At 52.1% G+C, this 23,369-nt stretch carries 13 protein-coding genes and 2 CRISPR repeat arrays; all 13 genes read right to left on the bottom strand.

The window, feature by feature from the left end:
* Window positions 1–10: 10 nt before the first annotated feature.
* Window positions 11–1,042: a type I-C CRISPR-associated endonuclease Cas1c gene (gene cas1c, locus AC6I6H_RS18050; protein ID WP_497955395.1), complete on the bottom strand. Its 1,032-nt coding sequence runs from the start codon at window positions 1,040–1,042 to the stop codon at window positions 11–13.
* Complete coding sequence (gene cas4, locus AC6I6H_RS18045; protein WP_497955394.1) at window positions 1,039–1,698, bottom strand: CRISPR-associated protein Cas4; 660 nt, start codon at window positions 1,696–1,698, stop codon at window positions 1,039–1,041. The genes cas1c and cas4 overlap by 4 nt, the downstream gene beginning before the upstream one ends.
* Window positions 1,685–2,551, bottom strand: a complete 867-nt coding sequence (cas7c, locus tag AC6I6H_RS18040) for a type I-C CRISPR-associated protein Cas7/Csd2 (RefSeq protein ID WP_497955393.1) — start codon at window positions 2,549–2,551, stop codon at window positions 1,685–1,687. The genes cas4 and cas7c overlap by 14 nt, the downstream gene beginning before the upstream one ends.
* Complete coding sequence (cas8c, locus tag AC6I6H_RS18035) at window positions 2,552–4,489, bottom strand: type I-C CRISPR-associated protein Cas8c/Csd1 (RefSeq protein WP_497955392.1); 1,938 nt, start codon at window positions 4,487–4,489, stop codon at window positions 2,552–2,554.
* Window position 4,490: 1 nt separating this feature from the next.
* A complete protein-coding gene (gene cas5c, locus AC6I6H_RS18030) occupies window positions 4,491–5,213 on the bottom strand; it encodes a type I-C CRISPR-associated protein Cas5c (protein ID WP_497955391.1) in 723 nt (240 codons plus the stop codon).
* A gap of 200 nt (window positions 5,214–5,413) precedes the next feature.
* Window positions 5,414–7,840 (bottom strand): CRISPR-associated helicase Cas3', encoded by a 2,427-nt coding sequence (gene cas3, locus AC6I6H_RS18025; RefSeq protein WP_497955390.1) that lies wholly within the window; start codon window positions 7,838–7,840, stop codon window positions 5,414–5,416.
* Window positions 7,841–7,982: 142 nt separating this feature from the next.
* Window positions 7,983–11,162: a CRISPR direct-repeat array (repeat unit 32 nt; unit sequence GTTTCAATCCACGCACCCACATGGGGTGCGAC).
* 213 nt (window positions 11,163–11,375) lie between these two features.
* The gene (locus AC6I6H_RS18020; protein ID WP_497955389.1) at window positions 11,376–13,244 is read right to left on the bottom strand and encodes a TIGR03986 family type III CRISPR-associated RAMP protein; all 1,869 of its coding nucleotides are present in this window, start codon (window positions 13,242–13,244) and stop codon (window positions 11,376–11,378) included.
* A gap of 3 nt (window positions 13,245–13,247) precedes the next feature.
* Window positions 13,248–13,871, bottom strand: a complete 624-nt coding sequence (csx19, locus tag AC6I6H_RS18015; protein ID WP_497955388.1) for a type III-D CRISPR-associated protein Csx19 — start codon at window positions 13,869–13,871, stop codon at window positions 13,248–13,250.
* Window positions 13,868–15,361 (bottom strand): RAMP superfamily CRISPR-associated protein, encoded by a 1,494-nt coding sequence (locus AC6I6H_RS18010; RefSeq protein WP_497955387.1) that lies wholly within the window; start codon window positions 15,359–15,361, stop codon window positions 13,868–13,870. The genes csx19 and AC6I6H_RS18010 overlap by 4 nt, the downstream gene beginning before the upstream one ends.
* Window positions 15,358–17,592, bottom strand: coding sequence for an RAMP superfamily CRISPR-associated protein (locus tag AC6I6H_RS18005; RefSeq protein WP_497955386.1), 2,235 nt, complete (start codon window positions 17,590–17,592; stop codon window positions 15,358–15,360). Before AC6I6H_RS18005 ends, AC6I6H_RS18010 begins: the two co-directional genes overlap by 4 nt.
* Window positions 17,589–19,031 carry a Cas10/Cmr2 second palm domain-containing protein gene (locus AC6I6H_RS18000; protein ID WP_497955385.1) on the bottom strand — a complete coding sequence of 481 codons (1,443 nt, stop codon included), beginning with the start codon at window positions 19,029–19,031 and terminating at the stop codon, window positions 17,589–17,591. Before AC6I6H_RS18000 ends, AC6I6H_RS18005 begins: the two co-directional genes overlap by 4 nt.
* A gap of 248 nt (window positions 19,032–19,279) precedes the next feature.
* On the bottom strand, window positions 19,280–20,353 hold the full coding sequence (locus AC6I6H_RS17995; protein ID WP_497955384.1) for a DUF6602 domain-containing protein: 1,074 nt from the start codon (window positions 20,351–20,353) through the stop codon (window positions 19,280–19,282).
* 17 nt (window positions 20,354–20,370) lie between these two features.
* On the bottom strand, window positions 20,371–21,276 hold the full coding sequence (gene cas6, locus AC6I6H_RS17990; protein ID WP_497955383.1) for a CRISPR system precrRNA processing endoribonuclease RAMP protein Cas6: 906 nt from the start codon (window positions 21,274–21,276) through the stop codon (window positions 20,371–20,373).
* 596 nt (window positions 21,277–21,872) lie between these two features.
* A CRISPR array of direct repeats spans window positions 21,873–23,189; the repeat unit is 33 nt; unit sequence GTTTCAATCCACGCACCCCGCATGGGGTGCGAC.
* Window positions 23,190–23,369: the final 180 nt, after the last annotated feature.

Genomic DNA, 23,369 nt, shown 5'->3' with positions numbered 1-23,369 from the left:
ATTCACCTGCTTACTTCCACAAAAAGGGAGGATATTCATCCAGGTCGCCCCGGATGTATCTGGCCAGCAGCAATGCTTGTGCATGAGGAACAAGTCCCCAGGAAATCTTTTCGTTCAGGTAGGGGTGAAGGATCTTTTCTTGCTTCTTCTCGTGCCAAGCCTTTAAAACCTGTTTTCTTGTTTCATCGTCCATGATCACCGCGCCGTTCTCTTTGGTGGTGAATCCTTTTTCATTCACTAGTCGCTTGTTGATCAAGGAGATTATAAAGCGATCGGCATAAACACCGCGCAGTTCCTCCATCAAATCGAGTGCAAGAGAGGCTCGTCCCGGACGGTCGCGATGCAAAAAGCCAACGTATGCATCCAACCCGACCGTTTCCAGAGCGGAAGCCATATCGCCCGCCAGCAAGGTATAGGCAAAAGACAGCAAAGCGTTCACTTTATCGAGCGGTGGCCGCTTGGTGCGTCCTTTGAAGAAAAAGTGGTCCTTTTGCTGCAAAATCAGCTCATCCAGAACGGAATTATACTGAACAGCCGCCATCCCTTCCAGACCGCGCAAAACCTCCAGATTCTGAACCGTACGCAGCAACTTCATGGTCTCGGACAAAGAAGCGGTGACCTGTTTGATCTTGCTGACATTTACTCGCAAAGGATAATCCCGGGTCGCCCGTTCCAGAATCCACTTTGCGTTATACACTTTGCCCAGAATGAAATTTCTCGCTGCCAAAGCGCTTTTTGTTTCGTCATCGGAAATCCGGTACTGCTCTTTGCGGAGGATCACATTGCCGCGGCTTTCTCCTACCACCCGAGCCACAAATCGGCCATGGCGCGTCAAAAACGTGAGCCCAATGCTCCGGTCCGCGCAGGAACCCATCAGGGCCGGGCTCGCGCCCGCATAACCGAACGTACAAATGGCTTCAAAATTATGAAGCGGATATCGGCCAAGTGTACGATCCTCCTGCTTGACGATTATGTTCTCTCCGTCCAGAGAAAGGTACGTGTCCGGTTGGGTGACGAACAACGTATTCAGCAGCTTCTTCATTCTGCCACCCTGCTTTCAATGTAGCTTGCAACGGTTCTTCGGTCCATCAACTCCGGAACGCAGACCGAATGGAGCGAGCAGCTTTCACAGTGCGGCCCGGTTTTGGCTTTTGGCGTATAGGCCCTTTGGTAATAGCGGTGCATCTCCCTCAAAACCGCCTTTACCCCCTCCCGATCAGCGGTACTTACCGGAACCTCAACCCGATGCTTGATTTCGTCGTAAAATAAATACCCCAGCGACAAGCTGCAGCCCAGCATCTCCTCCAGGCACATGAGCTGTGCGATCAACTGGGAGCGGTCGGAATCATCCTTTTTCGGCTTGCCGCGTTTGTATTCCACCGGGAAAGGAAGGTAAAGGCCTTCCTCTCCATTCAGCGGAACACCATTCGGGTCTCGAACAAATTCCACGACGTCGCAAATCCCGGTAATGCCCAATTCCCGCGAATGCACCGGCAGCGCCCGGACGACGAGCTTATCTCCCCGTTTCTCCCGAAGCAAGGGTTGATCCGCCACGCGGTGCAGATATTGACCTTCCAAGGTACGGACGTTTTCTTCCCATTGCTGTTCAATATGGATGAGCGCCCACTGTCTCGGACAAAAGCGAAAATGCTGGATACCCGATAAAAGCAAGTAGTCCTCTTCGTTATAGACCGTCATACACTTGCGCTTCCAACCCTTCAAGCGGTTGCAGCGTGCAGAGATAATCGTCAAATGATTTGGGGTCGGTTACACCTTCCTTTAACTCGACCTGCAACGAACGGTGAACCTTAGCCGAAGAATATTGGCCCAGTCCCGAATTGTGCTCCCACCAGTACACCTTGTGGACCTCCATGCTTCCGTCCGGGCGAGCAGAAGAAGTGTCATTCTCAAACAGCGTTACGAGAGCCTGACGGATTTTTTCAGCGTCCTCCCCGGTAAACCCCGTTTTTCCGGCCAACTGCGTATTGATGCTGCCATAAAAGACATAGACGCCAAAATCGACCCGGTGCTTCATGCCCATGGTGTCGGAGCTTTTTTTGTTCGGGTCCTTGGGGGTGACGGCATTGACGCTTTTGGTAATTTGCATGCTGGAGATGTCAATCGGGTGAATGCTTGTAGCCGTGTGGATGGAAACCGGTCCGCGAATGCCGATGGACACGTCCGATCCGCTAAAGGCAAACACTTGCCCGAAGCTGCGAACGTCAATCCATGATTTGCAAGCCACTTCTCCATACAACTCATTGTTCTGTTTTTTACCGGAAGCGAACTCCTGCAATTCCGCATTCGCGTCTACTCGTTCCTTAATGCTGCGATACGGGTCGTTGCGGCGTTCATCGGATTGGACCAGAATGGACTCCCCCATGTCCTGGAGGCGGTTGCGGATTTTCCGTTTGAGGCACACGTCGGAAATTTCCCCGTGCCCGTCATAATTTTGCCGCGGACGATTTCCGTTCAAAGGGTCGCCGTTCGGGTTGGCGTTACGTACAGATAACACAACAGCAAAATCAATTTTACGCTCCAATGCGTTCATTTAATTCTCTCCCCGTTCCGTGGTATCGTCTTGCTCCGTTTGCCCGTCATTTGTATCGGTTTCTTTTTTCTTGCTGGTGTACAAATCATTGCGCTGACTGTAATAACCAAGCAGGTACAAGCCGCCCAATGGCCTGTCCGTAAATTCTTCCGGCTTGAATTGACTGCTGACCTGATCCACCAGCCGGTCGTAGTAACCGGCGTCGGTGCCCATTTTGGCCCGGTACGGCTGTACGGCGGACTGAATAACCTTCCAGGTTCTTAACGGACGCTGCGAAAAAGAATTCATGTACCGGACGGCATTCGTCGCCCGTTTCTCCTCTTTGCCGAGCGCCCTTCTCTCCAGTACATCCGCAATCGCAAGCAATCGCCCAAACAAATAATCCCGATCGGTTCTTTCCACATCCAGCGGCACCTTCAACCCCTCTTTCTCGTGTGTTTTGTTAACAAGTGCGCATGCAATGCTGAGCGTCTTCTCCCACTCCCATTCCTCCAGCGCAACCGGGTTGGAAGCACGGTTGACGACACTGCGCACAATATCGAGCGGAATTTTTTGCCCGTCCACAATGCAAGGCAGCAGCCGCTCGATTAACCCCTTGATTACTTTATCGTTGGCCCGGGGACCGTAAGCAGCATAAGCAATGTCCCGGGTTGCCGGCGCACCCAGGAACGAAGCGGGCTTCTCCGCCTCCTTCCGGTAGCGATGCAGCCAGAAGCAAGTCGTGTGCCAGTTTTCCAGCCGGTTTAAGAACAACTCCTTGTTCAAATCACGGTAATAAACGATTGACATCCGGCCTGGTGTGGCAGCATCCAGAATCATGATGATGACATTGGACGCATAGTCTGTGTCATGCCGGTATCCACCCAGCGCACGATGAACCTGCCGGGCAAACTCCTCTTGCGTGGAATCCCCCTGATTCGACTCCTGTACGGTTTCTCCCTCGCATAAGGAAAAGGTATCCTCGAAGGGATCCGCCATGTCCACCTGATTCGTTCCCCATACCAGAAACACTTTTCCGTCGATAGCGAAGCCTTGCCGGTCGATCAGCCACTTTAGCGCGTTATGCGCTTTTTGGGAAATTTCGTAGCTAACGGTTGCCGCATCCAGACTGCTCTTGAAGCGGCCGCGATAAGTGAAGCCACTCGAATCGTTTGCGGAGATCAGCTTGGATTTGTCGCCGGAATGACGAATTTTGGAGGCGTGCTTCTCCGCATAGGGGAGCCGGTTTCCCGTCACATAGCATAGCTCGCTGCCGGATTTGCCCAGTTGTTGATCATAGAACCGGATAAACGATTCTTGCACGGCGGAATCGCGCCAAAGCCTTGGCTCAAGATCGCCTGGAATCTCCACAGCAAAACGGACAAACGCAGCGCTCTGATCCGATGCAATCGCTTTAAAAATATCCGGCCGTTCCCCATGCAGCTTCTCCATCTCGGGTGTCCATTTGTCGAGGAGTCTGTTCCGTTCGTCCGCCCAAAGGACTTTTTCGCGCACCAGGTCTTCGATCATCGTTCCTTTTTGCACATACTCAAGTACGCTTCGCAGCTTTGGCAATCCCATCGGGGAATCGCACCAGTCCCGGAGTTGATTTAAGTAGTCTTCGTATGGAGTTTTTCCTTCTTTGATTTCACCTCCAAACCGAGTATAATCCCCGGCAACATACTGTAATTTATCAAAAAGGGGGTAAGGTACCGGATCACTGGTCCGGCTGGCGGATGCTTCGGTGCAAGGGATGATGGTATTCGCATCATTCTTGTCAACGACTTTAGCCCATAAAAACGTTCCACTTTCATTCAAGTGGATTTCAATATGAGCCGTCTGGGTGGTATGGGAAACGGGAATCAGCGCGAATTCACGGCCGCTTCGTTTCTTCTCCACCTTGCCGACTTGTTGCAGATGGTTTTCATAAGTACGATTCAAATTGGCCAGCCAGGTCACTTTATCCCTCTCCTTCCGGGAAATAATCCGCATAAAGCGCTTCTACCGCCTGATGATTGCCCGGCCCGAATGCTTTTACGGCGCCTTGTCCCGTCTTGCGTACAAGCGTGCACTCTTCCGGCCGAATAAACCGGATAACGCCGTGCTCCATCTTGGCCCGCCACAGTCGGGTTTCCCGATCCGGCTTGCCGGATTCATCCGGGTAGGTGATGCCATGGACCATAATGCCAAAATCAATCTCCGGATTGTCGTCGTAAAAGCCGACCCCTTCTCCAAACACGCACGGCTCCACGTATCCTTGGCACTCCCTTGTCCCGAGAAAAATATCGCGCCGGCCACCGGCCTGTAGTGCCCGCTTGACAATGTTATGATGCTTGTGTTCGTTCCGGTCATGCGCCAGGTCTTCCCGGTAAGGGTTAAATTCAAAATGAGCCCTGACCTGGTAACGAACGTCTTTCAGATACGTATAGTAGGCTAACATATTCACAGGTTTATGATATTGAATCGGCCGTATCCCTTTGGATTCGGTTTGAATGGGGTTCAAAACTCGCACTTCATCGATGTACCACAACAGAGTCGGCTTCCAGTACACGCTTTCAACAATCCCCTTCAATGCCTGGTACGTCGGAATCTGATAGGAGAATTTCTCCCCGCCGATTTTGGTCAAAGGATCGGTAAACAGAGCATATTTGGCCTCAACCTCAAACTCAATTTGATTTCGCATTCGCAACCTCCTTTCTTATATATAGTTATTTAGTGCACATCTAGAGTTTATCCCATTATATGGATCATAGCAACCTATTTTTGAAATTGCCTCCAAATAACGGATATGGTACACTCGGTCTGTCGCTGCAAAAGCGCGGATTGAAACTTATAGATCGTTATTTGAAAAAACCGCTAGGGAGCGGTTTTTTCGATGTTGGGTCAAGTTCCGGTAAAGCCCCACTCACCCTCTCCGTCCGACCGCACTCCATACTCGTCAGAATAGGCGGTTTCGCGCAAAGCATAGACTTGTCCGTGAAGCAGCGGGTATAAGTCACCCGCCTTGTCCAATTTGCGCCATTCCGGCTCGTACAAATTGACGATAAAGGGCTGCGCTTCTCTTAATCGCTTTCCTAAGCTAGCGATGTCTAGTTCTCCATTCAGATCTGCAATCAGTTCGCTCCCCTTGGGGCCATAAGGAACAAGAACGGCTTTTGCGGGAGAAGTGATGGCCTCGAAATATTGCTCTGCAGTTGCATAGGCGGGGCGGCTTACCAATTCCGGAGTCGTACCGCTTTTGTTATGGTATGCATTGAAATAGTCCGCGTTTCGATTCAAAAGGTCAAAGATGGATTTCCCCAACTTGGGAACCGGATAATCCAATTCCTCCTTGATGGCGGAATAATAGTAGTTGAAATACGCCTGCATTGCACAAGCGGACAGCAAGTTATGGTTGTACAACGCCGGGTTTTCGCGGTACTCATTCAAAATCCGGCGAGTCTGCTCTGCCCCGATGCGGATTTCCGGCAAATGAGTCAACACTTCATCAGCCGATCGGATTAGGTAAACCATTCTTAACGGGACTTCTCTGTGACGATTACACCGGCCCGCAGCCTGTGCGATGGAATCCAGACCAGCCAGGGATCGTATGACGCATTGAAAACTGATATCGACGCCCGCTTCAATCAGTTGGGTGCTGATGCAAATAATCGGTTTGCCCTCCAATAACGCTTCTTTCACGTCATCCAACACTTTTTTTCGGTGTTCGGCGCACATGTTGGTGCTCAAATGGAGCACTTGCGTTGCGGACTCCTGCACCCAATCTTCGTCTTTCAGTCTTTCAAACAGCTTGCGAACAGCCGCTTTGGTATTCAGAATCACCAGCATGTTGGAGACGTCTTGCATTTTTTCATGAATAAATCCGGCCAACTCCTCCGCTTTATAACCGTCCGGGGTCGTACAATCCTTCACATCCACCCGCTTAAAGCTTTTAATGACATTTTCCAGGTTTCCGACCATTTCCGCCTGCTCGGGCAACTTCAGCTTATGCCGGACAAAATCAAGTGTTGGCTGGGTGGCCGTGCAGAGAACCAGGCTGGAGTTGCCCAGGTAGTGCAGGAAATTCAGCGCGGCATTCAACAGAGAAACGCATTTGACCGGCACGGCCTGCACCTCATCAAAGATGACTACCGCATTGGTCAGCCGATGCAAGCGGCGGGTGTTCCGTGTCCCTTTGGCGTAAAACGCATTGAGTAATTGAACCATCGTCGTAAAAATAACCGGCCGATCCCAGTTATCCCGAGCCAGCTTCAGCTTTTCCATTCGGTAGCTTTCCGCCTCGTCCCCCTTTTCGGGATCTTTTTCATCCATGACGTTGGAGTGATGTTCCAGGATGAGATCATCTTCCTGTAAGATTTTCCGGACTTCGCCGGCGTTCTGCTCAATGATCGTAGTGAACGGAACCACATAGATAATCCGCTCTTTCCTCGTGACTTTGGCATGCTTCAGAGCGTAACGCAGACTTGCGAGCGTTTTTCCTCCGCCAGTCGGAATGGACAACGTATAGATCCCGGAAGGCCGATCCGCATAAGCGTCGCACTGGCGGGACATTTCGGCTCGCAACCGATTGACCGGATTATCGGCGCCCTCCCCTTGCTCCAATTCTGCGATTTTGTTCAGCAGCTTTTGATAACTCCGCTCAAAAAAAGCTTGAGAGTCCAGCTCGGGCGGCGGGAGTTCGTTTGCTTCAAAGCGGGCGGTGTCGGTCCGGTCGGCGTCGATCAGACAACTGAAGATGCATTTGGCGAGCAAGGAAGCCGCAATGGGAGACAGTTTTCCGGCAATCTTCTGGCGAATGGAACGGACCTCGGTGACAGCTTGCTCAAAACGCCGGTCCAGTTCGGACTCGGGGAAAGTTTGAAAAAATCGCTCTACCGCTTGCTCAAACTCCGGGAGGTCCTTCTCCCTCACCCTTTCCAGAAAAGGAGCCTTGAACTCCGGGCCGTAAAAATCCCGAAGCCCTTGGTGATGCGAAATAATGCAATTGGCCACCCATTCTGCGGCCAGCTTGGCATCGACAGAATCGGTCTTTCGGTGATAACGCAAATAAAGCAGCCGCCCACCGGCCGTTGAATGATCGACGGACCCCTTTCGCGGAGGGTCATCCGGTTGAGCGACTGCTTTTTGTAGGTAGACATAGAATGCATGCGTGTACTTGCCAAGATCGTGCAAAAGGCCTGCCAACGCGGCTAATGCTGAAGCCTTGATGGACCCCCCGAATCGGCGGCAAAGCGCCTCGACTTCCTGCAAGTGGGCTTGTACCGGCTGTTCCGCTTTGTCCTTTTCTCGAATGTGGGCAATAAAGTTCATGGAGATCTCCTTCCTACGCAACGTCTTCCCCGGGGAGAAAGACTTAGGTAGAAAGTTCGACAAGGGCTTACAAAATCCTCCTGAATAGGGATCTTTTTTTGTTGGGTGACAGGAATTTAGAATTCAGCCAGTCACCCAGGCGGGTTCAATCCACCCACCCGCGAGGGGTGCGACGGAACTTGCTGGCGATCATGGTCCCATCTTCGAGAGTTTCAATCCACGCACCCACTTGGGGTGCGACAAGATTATGATTTAGAAAAAACACCGGACATACCCAGTTTCAATCCACGCACCCACATGGGGTGCGACGCGTCCGCCGGGACGCCTACAACAAAATCGCATAAGTTTCAATCCACGCACCCACATGGGGTGCGACGGTGCGGCGGAGAGTATACGGTAGAGGGAGGGTTAGTTTCAATCCACGCACCCACATGGGGTGCGACAAAAGACAAACAAACGACGGGTGCTTGTCGTACCGGTTTCAATCCACGCACCCACATGGGGTGCGACTGACACGCGGAAACGGGTCGTAATCCGCTCTTACTGTTTCAATCCACGCACCCACATGGGGTGCGACAGCCCAAGCGTAAAGCGGTTGTGCTTCCGTGGTTGTTTCAATCCACGCACCCACATGGGGTGCGACGGTGCATCAGCGCGGGCATGGATTGCGGGGCCGGGCAGTTTCAATCCACGCACCCACATGGGGTGCGACCTTGCGGTCAAGCCGGGTTTTGTGTCCCGTGCTATGTTTCAATCCACGCACCCACATGGGGTGCGACCTTGCGGTCAAGCCGGGTTTTGTGTCCCGTGCTATGTTTCAATCCACGCACCCACATGGGGTGCGACAAATCAAATGCCGGTGTACAACGGCGGAGGTGGATGTTTCAATCCACGCACCCACATGGGGTGCGACGATGTCACAGCTTGGTCAAAAAGGAGTTTGCGCAGTTTCAATCCACGCACCCACATGGGGTGCGACCCGGGCTCAACCGCTCATAGATCGAAAACGCCTGTTTCAATCCACGCACCCACATGGGGTGCGACTTCGGCCGTTTGATTTTGAGGGCAAAGAAATAAAGGTTTCAATCCACGCACCCACATGGGGTGCGACGGTGATTCCAGCCGCTGGCATGGTAGGATTCGGTTAGTTTCAATCCACGCACCCACATGGGGTGCGACCGAGTATTTGGGCGAGGTTACGGGAACAGGCGGGGTTTCAATCCACGCACCCACATGGGGTGCGACCCAGGAGCGGGCCAAGGGCGGATACGTCAACATGCGGTTTCAATCCACGCACCCACATGGGGTGCGACAGAACACGCCAGTTCAGGGTGACGCGCATGGACGTTTCAATCCACGCACCCACATGGGGTGCGACGCTACCGATTGCGGAAAAACGGAAATGGATCGAAGTTTCAATCCACGCACCCACATGGGGTGCGACGTGATTCGCGGTAGACGTATATAGCGAAGGAGTGAAGTTTCAATCCACGCACCCACATGGGGTGCGACTGGTCTTCTCCATGTTCTCGATCTGCCGGTCGAGTTTCAATCCACGCACCCACATGGGGTGCGACGGGCCGTGAAATCGACCGCGATTTTATCGACGATCTGTTTCAATCCACGCACCCACATGGGGTGCGACGGGGGGTTCGCAATGATCTCGATATCTGTTGATGTTTCAATCCACGCACCCACATGGGGTGCGACTTCGCGCTTCCGCAAGAGGACCAGCGGATGCCGCGTTTCAATCCACGCACCCACATGGGGTGCGACGTATTGGTGCATGTCCATGCCGATGCCATTTCCGGTGTTTCAATCCACGCACCCACATGGGGTGCGACGACGGCGTACGCCAAAATGGAGAGGCATTTGGTCCGGTTTCAATCCACGCACCCACATGGGGTGCGACTTTGCACGGCGCTGGACATGTCGATCATGACCCGCGAGTTTCAATCCACGCACCCACATGGGGTGCGACCAATCGCAAAGATGAAGGGTTTGAATCGGATATTGTTTCAATCCACGCACCCACATGGGGTGCGACCCGGGACTCCATGGACCTCGGGACAAAGTCGTGGTTTCAATCCACGCACCCACATGGGGTGCGACCGCCCGAGAATATTCACGGTTACGAAACAGCTCCGGTTTCAATCCACGCACCCACATGGGGTGCGACTTTCCAGTCAAACCGCTCGATGCTGCAGGCAATATTGTTTCAATCCACGCACCCACATGGGGTGCGACGAACGCTGGCCAAAAACCGGCCGTTTTCCTCAAGGTTTCAATCCACGCACCCACATGGGGTGCGACCGCCGGACACCAATGACCAAAACCGGATCGAGGTGGCGTTTCAATCCACGCACCCACATGGGGTGCGACAAGCAATTATCAGCGATGCGCAGCAAGAGGCGTCCGTTTCAATCCACGCACCCACATGGGGTGCGACGCAAAAGGTCAGCCCTAAGCTTCGGGAACTTGCCAGTTTCAATCCACGCACCCACATGGGGTGCGACTTCTGACGCTAAAAGCTTGGCATCAGTGGACGAAGTTTCAATCCACGCACCCACATGGGGTGCGACCGGGCGTGGACATTCGAGGACCAATTAGGCAAAGTTTCAATCCACGCACCCACATGGGGTGCGACACAGCGCGGCCGCGAAGCTGACAATCTGCGCTTCAGTTTCAATCCACGCACCCACATGGGGTGCGACTTGCACGCGCCTCTACCCGCTGGGGTTTGGCGAGGGCGTGTTTCAATCCACGCACCCACATGGGGTGCGACAGCCCCGGAAAGTTTAACACTATCCGTCCACATCCCGTTTCAATCCACGCACCCACATGGGGTGCGACATTTTATGCAGGAACGTGATTTCGATGAAATCCGAGTTTCAATCCACGCACCCACATGGGGTGCGACGGATAAAAGGCCATAAGAAATGCGTGGTGCGGGAGGTTTCAATCCACGCACCCACATGGGGTGCGACTACGGTATCAAGTGAACTGATTGAGGACGCCCTCTCCGTTTCAATCCACGCACCCACATGGGGTGCGACTTAACTTGCGCTCCGTCAAAAGGCTTTTCGCCAAGTTTCAATCCACGCACCCACATGGGGTGCGACCACGGTGATTACGCCTCCTTCCGCTGGTTGTCGCGTTTCAATCCACGCACCCACATGGGGTGCGACGCCTTTCTGTAACGCCTCACGGTCAACCTCGGGTAAGTTTCAATCCACGCACCCACATGGGGTGCGACTAACAAGGAGGATTGAACATGCGCACCCGTCAAGGTTTCAATCCACGCACCCACATGGGGTGCGACAGCGGAAAATTGCCGAATTTATCTTGAATCAAGATAAATTCTACTTGTTTTCTATCCCAATGATAACAAATAGGCATAGCATTTTCCTTGACATTTTACACTACAACGAAAAACTACCGATTTCGACAAAATCTGACAGGTGCGAAGGAACCGGGAATTTCATGGGAGCTTCCCATTCGCACCGCCGTTGCTCCATAGATTCTATCTACAATCTCATCTTTTCTTCATTTTATATAGCCAGCCATTCGAACAGGTTTTGTCCACTTCATCTTCTGGCGTTGGCAATATCTTAGCAAACTTGCTGCTTTGGGAGCGATTCCCGCTAAACCATTGATGAGATGCTTCATTATTAGCTGCATCCTTGTTATCCCCTTCTCCAAGCGGATAAGAGACAAACTGAGGCTTCCCCTCCCAATTCAGCATAATTCTCAAAGATTTCGGGACACTCGGTTCATTTGCTGGTAGTTCAAGTGAGCTTAAAGACCACGGTTTATCCGGCTGAATAGACCGCACCATGATATCAGCGACAGAAATTCGAACACTGCCAAAGCCGAGTGGTTTGGCTCTGCCAATCTTGTGCGCCAGACTTTGGTCGCCGTTAAAGCCAAGCGCCCACCTCAATTTTTTAAGTTCTTCTTCACCGATTTGCTCAAAATATACGCGAAATTGAAAAGCATTGGCTTTTCCATCTTTCAGAGGTCGAATCCGTTGCCTCATGGCGCTTAGCTCTTCTTGAACGTTTTCATACTTTCTCCAAGTATCGCTATGCCAGTAAAATTTTCTTCCCCGCAGCTGAAGTTCATGATCTTCCAGCATTGTTCTTACACCGGAGACCTTATAGTCATACGTCCACATATCCAACAGGGTCTTTCGTGCATTCGGCACACGATTGCTTTTCAAAAAGCTATAAAACTCTGCTGTTGCCGGTTTCGGCACTCCCATTTCAGGCAGGGTCGTGTCGGAAAGATATCGTTTGCCCCAATCCTCTCCTTCTTGGTATTCCACGATTCGGGCATCTTCGAAGCGAAGCTTGGAGGCTTGCGACTTCCCAGTACTTTCGGTCGTGATCATCCCGAACAGCGAGCAAGCCGGGCAAAGGCATTCTCTACTGGTACATGGTTGATGCTCTCCTAACAAATCACCAATCTTCCGATGAAATACTTCATTGGACATCATCGCGGGTGATAAGAATCTGGCTTCTGTTCCCCCACCCTTCATGCGAACGGGTGAATAGTACACTAAATAAAACGATTCCGAGGATTCTGAGAAGTTGAAATCAGGATATCCTTCGTGCTCTTTGAAAAGATGACCATTATGTTTTTCATTCCGATATAAAGACAGCAATTCGCTCAAGCGCTGGATTTCTTCGTTCGGAACATGGAGAAAATTATTTTCTTTGGGATTTTCAAAGACCGATTCAAAACGTTTGGTCTCAAAAGGTTCTCCTTTGTGCAAAAAACCTTTTCTATACCCTGACTTGCTTATATTAATAATTTTACTCTTTCTGTCTACTTCCAGATGCAGCTGCTCGCCTTCTTTTGACTGCATGTATATAGACAAAAACTTTCCTTCCTGTTTTTTTTGTTTTCCTTTTGTCTCAAGCTTGTATCGCTTGCAAGGGATGATAACCCATCCACTTTCGGATTTTCTGAGAATACCCGGTTCCTTCACTACATTCGTCCGCCTGTGCAACGGCCGGTCCTGCATCACCGAAGACATGCAGCCGTTAAACGCCGCTTCAAATACGCTGCGCACCGTCCCGCGAATTTCAGAGCCGGGAATAACCGGTTCATAATAGCCATCCTTGGGAGAACGGGTTAAATCTTCGTAACTGAAAAAATTATAGCTTCGCCCTTCCGCATTATCTCCCTCACGGTGCAACGCTTGTTCGTTGGAGGTGTTAGGGATAAAAAGCGGCGTCAAAGGCTCCAGTGTGCACTCCATGTAGCCGGTATAGCGTTTTTCAGCGGAGGTCTCGTCGGACGCCGGATTTCGCCGCTCGCAATTCTTCTCTAATGGCACAAAATTATAGGGGTTCACAAAGCGCTCACCCTCTATTTCCCTCCAGCCATCGCTTCTCATACTCTATTGCTCCTTTCCCGGCGCTTCCGGCGGCCATTTCGTGAAATCCATCATCCGGTTGTCGTAAAAACGATACAGGGGATAGCGGCTTGACTCGTTTTGCTCGTTGAAAGAAAGATAATGCCGGATCCGAATGCCCCGTTCCTCCCCCTTGTTCACCTGCTCGGGAAGATAAAGCCGGCTGCCCCGGTCGGTGGAAAGCAGGGACCACCCATTGGAATCGGGACCTGTCTTGGCAGCTCCCCAAAGTTTCTGCGTTTCATCCAGAACATCCACACCGCTACTTTGAGCACCTGGTTTGTCAGCTCGATGCCGCCATTGATACAGCCCGGTGGACAGCCGGATCGCTCGAAACTCCTCTTCTGCCGTAAAGATGCGCAATTCCTGGACGGTTTTCATGTCGTCTAAAACAGCTACCCTTTGTTCCTGACCAAGGCCAAGCAAAATTTCTCCACCCGCCAACTTGCCCAGGCAAACCGCATCATCCAGCACGGCATACACCCATGCCTTTTCCTCTAGCAACGCGTGGTAAAGAGAACCCACTTCAGCCGCCTCGGCAACTCCACTGCGGATAACATCGGACTCTACCGTTATTATCCTCAGACCATCCTGATCGATCACCTTCATGCTGTCCCCCCCGGTTCCGCCAAATCCCGGCACCATTTCAAAGCTGCCTTCATGTAAAATGTCTCCTCTTCGGGAGCAAGCTCTTTTCCGTCCGCCATGATTGCTCCACGCCCCTCAAAAACGCCCCGTCCATAGGCGGTTTCTCCGCCAACGGCGAGCAACCCGGAACACAGATCCTTCACTGCCCAAAGCAGGAGTCCAAGAATGACTTCCGTCCCCACGTTCCCACTCTCTTTCCTCTCCTCCATGACATGAAAAACCAGGTCGGTTTCTCCTCCGATCCATGGCTTGCTGGAATAAAGTCTTCCATCTATCGTCCCCCCGGTAAATCGGTCAATCGCAACTCGGGTCATGAGCAAGGGATGCCCGCCGCGTACAATGGACTCCTCCACCTTTACCTTAGAGGCAAGCAATTTGCTGCTGCTGTTGTTGCCTCTTGCTTCCCCCGGTTTTGGCAGCCATGTGCCAAGTATAGACTGCAATTGTTCCCTGGCTTGTTGAAGAGGAACACCCAAATCTCCCATAATCGCCGTTATTCTGGAGCGAATGGCCCCCATCCAGCTGGAGCCCGGGATAATGGCAAAGGGTTGCGCCTCACCGTTGCCTTTGATGTTCGTGCCTTGCTCTATGCCAGTCAACTGCTCATAATCCACGTCGTCGGTGCCAAAGCTTGCATAACGCCGGATCATTAACGTTTGGTTGACCCGGAGAGGCACGGTGATCGTACGGGAAAAAGAAAGCTTCGTCTCACCAGGCCAGTAGGCTCCTACTGGCTGTCCGTTGGCATCAAAGGTCCAGGTTTCGCCATCGGCAAAAGCATCTTCTCCCCATCGCCAATCCAGCCATTTTCCGCTGTCTTCCGGGTTGGTGTGGTCAAATTCGCGGGCAGAAACTTGCTCCACCCGCAGTTTCCCGAACCCTCGCCGGCTCTTGGCTCCCAGCGTTACAGTTCCATCTGCCAAAGCCCGCACCAGTTCAAAAAGAATAGGACGGCCATCCGATTGATCAGACGCCCGGCGAAGCCATTCCATCCGCAGTGTCCACCTGGCTCCGCGTTCGACTACTTGCACCACGTATTTTCCGGTATGGTCAGCCGTTTTGTATTCGTCCAAGCGAACGCCGTCCCGTTCACCGAAACGGGCACCGGCAAGCTCCATGTCGTAGATAATTAGAGGGCTTTGCCGTGCGTGTTCGTTTTCTTTGCTTGTTCCGCTGACCGGTGCGCCAAATAACGTATCAATGATGGGCCGTATCTTTTCCTCATGCTCTTTGTGCAACCGTTCCAGAAGACAGTGCCGGAACACGCCTGCCAAAGCGCTGCCGGGTACAAAAGGCTCTTTCTGGTCCCCATTCATTCGGACCATTACATCGTGATCCGTCTCTTCCTGTTCACCGGAGCCGATTAGCAACGGAGAAGCAAGGGTTCCTGTCGCCTGGAGGCACATCCGGTAATCAATAGGATTGGTAGTCATGACGTTATCCGCACTCATTGAGCGCCTCCCCTTTCCTGATTGTTCTTGCGTACCGCCAATTTTAAGCGCTCCAGCAGGCCCGTCCGGAAGTCGCGGCTAACATGCCTGTAGTTCAATGCCAGCTCCAGATAGGGATCGTTGTCTTGTTGCGTTGGCCCATCGATTTCCGCTTGATTCGCTTGTTTCTTCGTCAGGCGCTCAATCGCTTCCACCCACGCCTTGCCGTCTTCCGCGGTTCGGTTCAGTTCCAGCAATTGATGAAGTTTGGTCGAATTCCAGGGGAGATTCGTTTGGGTTTGTTGGATCTCCAGTTGTGCCGCATCTCTCCCCGCCTTCATCTCGCTCAAGCGTGTCGCTTCCGCCGCTTTTTGGTCGGTAACATGGACGAGAAAAGGATGAAGCTGCGAGGGCTCACCGTTTGTATGCTCTTCTGTAGCCCCCGGCTTTGCAAGAACCTCATCGCCTTTTTCATTCCCAATGATAAAGTCCGTCTGCTTCTGTCCTTGTTTTCCGTCCGATGCCTCTACCACTACCGTCTTTATCCGGCCATTGCCTTCGCCTGTAAGCAGTCCCCACGAACGGGACTCCACTTCAGCCAACTTTACAGGTTGTGTGGTGGAAATCCGGATGACCGTACCGGCGGCTAGCGCCTGATGCCGGGGCTTGGGCATGCGCCATTTGGCGTTGTAGCCGGACAACGAGGTGTAGGCGACAAAAGCATTTTTCAATTGGCAAACCATATGTTCTCCGGCGGATGGCTTGAGGACAGCCTCCATTTCCTGAACCAGCCAACGCGGGTCCGGTTCCGCTTGTCCCATTTCGTTTAGCAAAAGCATAGGGGAGACCAATTCGACATCGAAAAGCATTGCTTCCCGCGCGTCGGAGGAAGACGTTGCTTGAAGAGAACGAACCCCAACAGGCAAAAGCGTCACTTGCCCATACTCCGCGGTTCGCGAGCGCCCCAGGCGAAGACGATAATCCCGTTTGCGTAAACACGTCTCCAGCAATGCAATATCGCCTGCTTTTCCCCGCCAAGAACCTCCGAATTGCTGCCCGGCCTGTAACGAGACATATTGATAAAATTGCCCTTGATTGGGTCCGCCGTCCGGGCCGAGTGCGTGTCCTATCCCCCGGTCCATTGGGCGGGCATGGTGCATCCGGACTTCTTTTAACGGTTCGTGCAGACGGAGTTTCAGGCTTCCCGTTTCGTTCTTCTGCAAAGTTCCAAGCCCTCGAATCGTGCGCAACACTTCCCCTTTCGGTCTGTCGTCGCGCAAATCAAACCCTTTATCGGCGCCTTTAACCCGATGCCAGGAAACCGGGCATGGCGTGAATATAACACCGTCCTGTTGCGGATAAGCGTACCCAAAAGAGACGCCGCCGCGCAGAAACATACGCGCAAACCCGTCATCCTCGTGGGCGCGTTCGCCAAGCTTATGATCCGCTATGTACATGCCGGCAAGTGCGCCAAGCAAGGCGCTTCCGGGAATCCAGTCTTCGCTTGATTGATACATACCATCGCTACCGGCAATCAACACGGGAAAATCAAGCCGAAGCTGAAACTGCCACTCGACTTCTTCTTCGGGATCAAACGACGCGACCGGCGAAGTATCCTCCGTCAGTTTCAGACGGGGTTCGTCCCTCTCCCATTCCAGTTCACAACTGACCTCTCCCAACCCGCGTGTGCGCCCGAGGCCTATATGCCGCAGCCCTTTGACGCAATACTCAAGTGCCTGCTGAAGCTCAGGGAATGCTGCACCTGCCTCCAAGGTTACTTCCGCGCGCAAAACCGTTCCTTTGGGCAGAACCCGCAGGGTTCGCAGGGTTCCGTCTGCGGCACCGCCGGTTTTATCATCAATGGCTGTGCGCGTGCGCAAGGCTGTCAGCTCATGCAGCAGCTCATCCGGCGCTAACCCTCCCGGCTGCTTTACCTGCCGCAGCAATTCATTATAATCGGCGAGATCGCCAAAACCGTTCACTTTCGCCAAGCGAGCATCCGAGAGAAGCATAGCTCCCCCTATTGCTTGACCCGGTTCGCCAAACAATCGTTTCATGACGTCTTCATCAAGCAGCTTCCAAGCGCAGAGCTCCAGTCCCGCGTCACGCAAACAACCCTTCAGCCGCTTTGCCGGGATGATCGGCAACCCGGATTCGTGAGCCAGGTCGGCATCGACCATTCCCGCAACTCCGTCGCCGGAGGCCGCACACAAGTCGCTTTTCAATTCAATTTTCAGCCACGCTCTGTTCATGGTGTCGCTCCTTCATAAACCGGTTCGTCAAGCGGTTCAAAAGCCGCTGCTTTATACAGTTCCATCAACTCAAGCGCATCAAAAGAAAATGGCTGGTCCTCCTTCAAACCGGAGGCCCGAGGGTCTTCTTTGGGAATGCACAGGCGAATTCCGCGCGACGCCGATTCCTCCAGCAATACACCAACCTGCTCCTCCGACTGCGACAAGTAGGCTTCGTACAGACTTTTAAGACGAGAACGCGGCAATGTATACTCCCCGAATTCATTCTTGCGATCCATCTCCCGAAGAAAAGCATCCAGCCAATCCATCGAGTCGGCATTCGTAAAGTCCCGTTCGGCGGAAACCCGGTATGGCCGCTTCAGCAAGTTGTCCTTTTTGTACACCGTACTGCGCAGCTGCTTCAAATCCCGAACATAGCTGCCCCGGACCAGATGGAAATCCAGGTAGCCGGTTTGACTGTCATTTTTCAGGCGCTCTTTCTTGGCCTCCTGACAGCAAGCCTCCGCAATTTCGTAAGCCAGGTTAAACGGAAAGTGACTATGCACCAGCGCCACTCCGGCGCAAGCGGATAAGGTCATCCTTCCTTCCGAGCGGCTTTGACGCTCCAGAAGCCGAAGCATCCGGGCAGCAAAGGGGATGCCCAGACAACCCGTGCAAATAAAAGTCAGATCGTCTCCGTCCAAAATGAGGGGCCGGATGGGCAAAATCCGTTTTCCGTCCTTTTGATCTTCTTTGAGTTGTAAGTCTTCCGATTCTGCCAATTCCCTGACCATCTCGTCAAAAAGCTTGCGATACTCCGCTGTAATGGCAGAAGAGAGGCGGCGCATACGCTTAACTTGCTCGGCATAGGGCTCATGCGCGAATGCAGCAATCTGTTCCTTTAGTTGCACCCCCATGCCGTTTCCATCAACGTGCACAATTGCCACATAACTGTCCTCACCCGGCTGATCCGCCAGCTCGCTCATCTCAAATGCATACTTGTAATACGCTTCCAGACCAACCGGAGGAGAAAACAAGCGATTTTGCGGTTTTGGAGAAGATGGGTTATGCAAGGAGGTCGCAGAGGAATCGGGATCATTCGGTCCGGCGCTCTCTTTTTCCGCCGCTTGTCGCTTTAAAGCCTGAACGGTGGAGAGACTGCCCAGGTGCGGGTCGTATCGGGTAATGGGCAGCCCGCTAACCCCCTCCTGCTCGCAAATCGGAAAACCGTTTATTGGCCGAGGCCGCAGCATATTGGCTTTTGCCGCTTCCAGCTTACGGTTCAACTCGTCCCGATCCGCTGCATATCCGTTCTTGGCAAAATCCGTATGTATAACAGCAGTAGCAAAAGAGAGGGAGTAGCTGATTTCGATCAGCCTTTTGGCAAACGCAACATTCACGGCCCGGTACAAGGCTTCGTCCCGAAACGCAAGGACGGCGCTGCCGCCACCGTTGTACACGATTTCCGCCTGAATCCCGGAATCGGGATCGGCGATACGGAACGTCTCCTCGGTCTCCCAATCCAGACAAACCTTCATCTCCAGCCGCTCGGCCGTTTCACGCAAAACCTCAACCAGATGATATTTAAGGACAAACCCGACAATCCGGGAGGCTCCGATGTTTTCCCTCAGTTCGCTGGAAGAGAAAATGTACTCCTGAATCCCGCTGACGTCGTAAATGGCAAGGAGTTGGGTTGATTGCTCGGTTTTCATTTGGCTGCACCTTCCTCCGCTTTTTGTGGGTTCAGTGTTCTGTAATTCGCATAATTATTCTTGAACATTTCCACGTAGGCTTTGTGCGGAAATAGCATGGGGTTATTGATTAGCATCAGCAATTGGTTCATTTGAAAGATTAAAGAGAGTAATACATTTTCCTGACCGTTCGTAACGTCAGTGACTTTCAAATCACTAAGTTTCCAATTATGATTCTCTTGTTTTGCTGAACCTGCTGGAGATTGTTGTTCATTTTTTAATTTTGTGATATCAAGCTTTACTTCCTGCAGTTTTTTTTCGTCTTGCCCATAGCGCTTATGGTGAAAGTGATTTAATTGATCATACCAATCCAGGTAGTCCCAAGCTTCTTCATTTCTAATAATCTTAGATAGAGAATCTCCTTGAATTTGCAATATCATGTCAAAGCGCTCTTCAATTTTTTTAACAACCTGATCAGTTGAAGTAGTGCAAAGAATTTGTAACGGACGTGTAGCCGTTTGGGATTTGGGTGGCAATTCTCTGGCCCCCTTTTCCTTAGCTGCAACAGCCTCCTTCGCTAGTTTATAACTCAAAAAATCATTCTCAAGATCGTTTCGAATCAAGCCAGTGTTTATGCGAGCAACAGAGTTATAAGCAGTTTTCAATCGAGACACACTTTTTGACCATTCTACGAGATTCTTTACTTTTAAATTGTCGCTTTTGCATTGCACAACAACAGCAACGGCTTCAATAGGAATGAATTTGATTTCTCCATAATTGAATATGTAAGGTGTATATTGTTCATCAAAGATCGCAATATCGATCTCAGCTGAAATTTGACCGAATGAGTCTATAATAAAGACCCCTTGATCTATACAAAATTTCCGTGGAATGATTTGCTGGAAAAGATTCATCCAAACAACTTCCCGATAAGTACCTGTTGTCAGTTGGTGATTAGGGGTACTCAAACGCAGTTGATTCACTATGGATTTGTTTAAATCGATGTAGTTTTCATCTATTTTTTGTATCGTCTTGATTTGTTTATTAATCAGTTTCTCTTCTTGGTTGGATGCGCTTTTGTGTTTCGCCATCACAATGTCTCCTTCCATTATCGATCATAAGCTACCGAATAGTGCCCAAATCCAATAGTCGCGTTCTTGCCCGCATGCAGCACCTTCCCGGCCTCCAGGATAGGCGTAAATGGAGTCAAATCCCCCTCATAGCGTGCCCATCCCTGAATGGCGGCCAATTGCAATTTCCCCCCTTGGGTCATGGAATAACGCTCGAAAGGGACCACCTTCCAGGATTCGCTCGCGGTTTGAATGGTTCGGGCCGCCTGGATAACCGCCTCTTCGTCCCAATTCAGACGAACATCGGTATAAGCCGCTGAAAGCAATGCGATCCGCCGAATCACCGACTGCATCAAGTCCGAAAAGGCCAAACGATTGCAAAGTTTGCGGCTGACTAAAATCCGCACAGGGGAATGGAACCGAACAATGGCGGCCGTTGCTTTTTTCTCTTGAACGAGAAGAGGTTCAGATTGGCAATTTCGCATCCAGGCCTTTCCGGCGTTCCAAATCAACGTTTCACGGAGCGGATCGATGACCTGAACCAATTCAAAAGGAACTCGTGAAGCTCCCCATCCCCGTGCCCCCATTTCCTGAAGCGCATCCAAAAAAAGACCCGTATGCTGGGTTGAGCGTCCGATTAAAACCAGCTCAAACTCGCACAGGTCCCCTTCTTTCCAATGGGTTTTCCCTTGTGTCAGGACTCGCAAAACAAACGGGTTAACCGCACCCGCCTCATGGCCCGGCGAGCAAAAATGAACCGCATACGCGCAGGCCGCTGCTCGATGGCAGAGGTGACAACGGAGATCCGGGAACGTACAAACAAACTCACGCATGCAATGCCCCAACACTCCGCGAAGGGTAGAGCCCAGATACGGCGGCAAAGTCCCCTCGGCTTTCGCTGCAAATGTAATTCGCAAGGTCAACGTCTCGATGTGTTCAAACATGTCCTCATCCTATCTGCCAGGCACAAAGTTGCATACCCACACGCAAATTTCGACTGATTCTTGATGCAATCGCACAGTTATGTAAGTATTCGCCAAACATTTTGGGATATCCTGCCTAGTTCTGAGGAAATCTGCAAATGCAAAAACACCCTGCGAGAAATTTCGCGGGGCTGTTCAAAAGATGCGTACATTTAGTTGGGACAACAAACATGATGTGGTAAAAAGGGGGTATTTGGTCTTCCACTATTTTCACTTAGAAATTAATCATGCTCCCGTGTGGGGGGCTTCAGGCTATGAGAGCGACCAAAACATATTCTTTACTTGGTTTCAATCCACGCACTCGCGAGGGGTACGACTCAATTCGTTCTAAACTTTGAGACAATGAGCGCGATGTTTCAATCCACACACCCGCGTGGGGTGCGACCCGGTTCGGCGTCGGCCAGTCGAGCAGCTGCGTCGGATTCAATCCACGCACCCGCATGGGGTGCGACGCACACGTCCTAAATTCCTCGAAAGACCGCTGAAGGTGTTTCAATCCACGCACCCGCGCGGGGTGCGCCCCCGCGGCGCGCAAGCTCGGCCAGATCCTCGGCATCGTTTCAATCCACACACCCCGCATGGGGTGCGACGCCGGAATAGCCGGAAGAAAAACATCATCGTTCAGTTTCAATCCACGCACCCCGCATGGGGTGCGACGGTTTTCGTCGGCTATACTAACGCGATATTAACGTTTCAATCCACGCACCCCGCATGGGGTGCGACGTATACGATATGACCGCAGCGAAGATCCTGCATCCGGGTTTCAATCCACGCACCCCGCATGGGGTGCGACCCGGTACGTCGATCGAGCGGCACCGGCGTTAAACGAGTTTCAATCCACGCACCCCGCATGGGGTGCGACCTCAGCAATTGTCGTCTTTTTTAACTTCCATGAAAAGGTTTCAATCCACGCACCCCGCATGGGGTGCGACCGATTAAGGTTGATAACAGGGTGCAGATTAACGGAGTTTCAATCCACGCACCCCGCATGGGGTGCGACAAAATCCCACAATGATCTGATCGACCAAATCAACGTTTCAATCCACGCACCCCGCATGGGGTGCGACTCGAGGGTATGAGCTTGATCGCAACGCCCACACGTTTCAATCCACGCACCCCGCATGGGGTGCGACAGCGTTATACTACGTTTAACGGAGGTTTACGTATGTTTCAATCCACGCACCCCGCATGGGGTGCGACGAGGAGCCGGTCGCTGCGCCGCAGGCAGAAATGGTTTCAATCCACGCACCCCGCATGGGGTGCGACTTGCGGACCGGGTTAATCCGATCCTTGTTTGCATGATAGTTTCAATCCACGCACCCCGCATGGGGTGCGACGGGTATATGGGGGGTGGGGGATGTCATGAGTCCAGTTTCAATCCACGCACCCCGCATGGGGTGCGACCAACCGTGCCCGGACCATTCCAGAGCGGCTCCACGTGTTTCAATCCACGCACCCCGCATGGGGTGCGACAGACGTTTCGTCGTCGTCGCTATCATCGTCGGATGTTTCAATCCACGCACCCCGCATGGGGTGCGACTTAATCCCCCGCAGGATGGCATTGTGCTTGAAGATGTTTCAATCCACGCACCCCGCATGGGGTGCGACTGCGCGGGATGTTTTTCTTTTCCCCGTACTTCATGTTTCAATCCACGCACCCCGCATGGGGTGCGACGATGGACCTTCAGGAAGAGCGTTACATGTTCCCGTTTCAATCCACGCACCCCGCATGGGGTGCGACATGTAACGTGGTAAATCGTTGTAAAGAGGAACAGTTTCAATCCACGCACCCCGCATGGGGTGCGACATGCAAATTGAGATTCTTTGCAGCGATATCACGGGTTTCAATCCACGCACCCCGCATGGGGTGCGACAGCGAAAAATTGCCGAATTCATCTTATACCAAGATAAATTCAACTCGTCTTCCAGTCTCTATGATAACAAAAAAGCATAGCATTTTCCTTGACATTTCGCACTTTAACGAAAAAACTCCCGTTTTCGACAAAATTTGAGGTGCGAAGGAACCGGGAATTTCATGGGAGCTTCCCATTCGC

It is taken from the genome of Gorillibacterium sp. sgz306347, assembly GCF_059735245.1.
The sequence above is the reverse complement of the archived record's forward strand: the minus strand, read 5'-3'. Positions and strand labels throughout refer to the sequence as shown.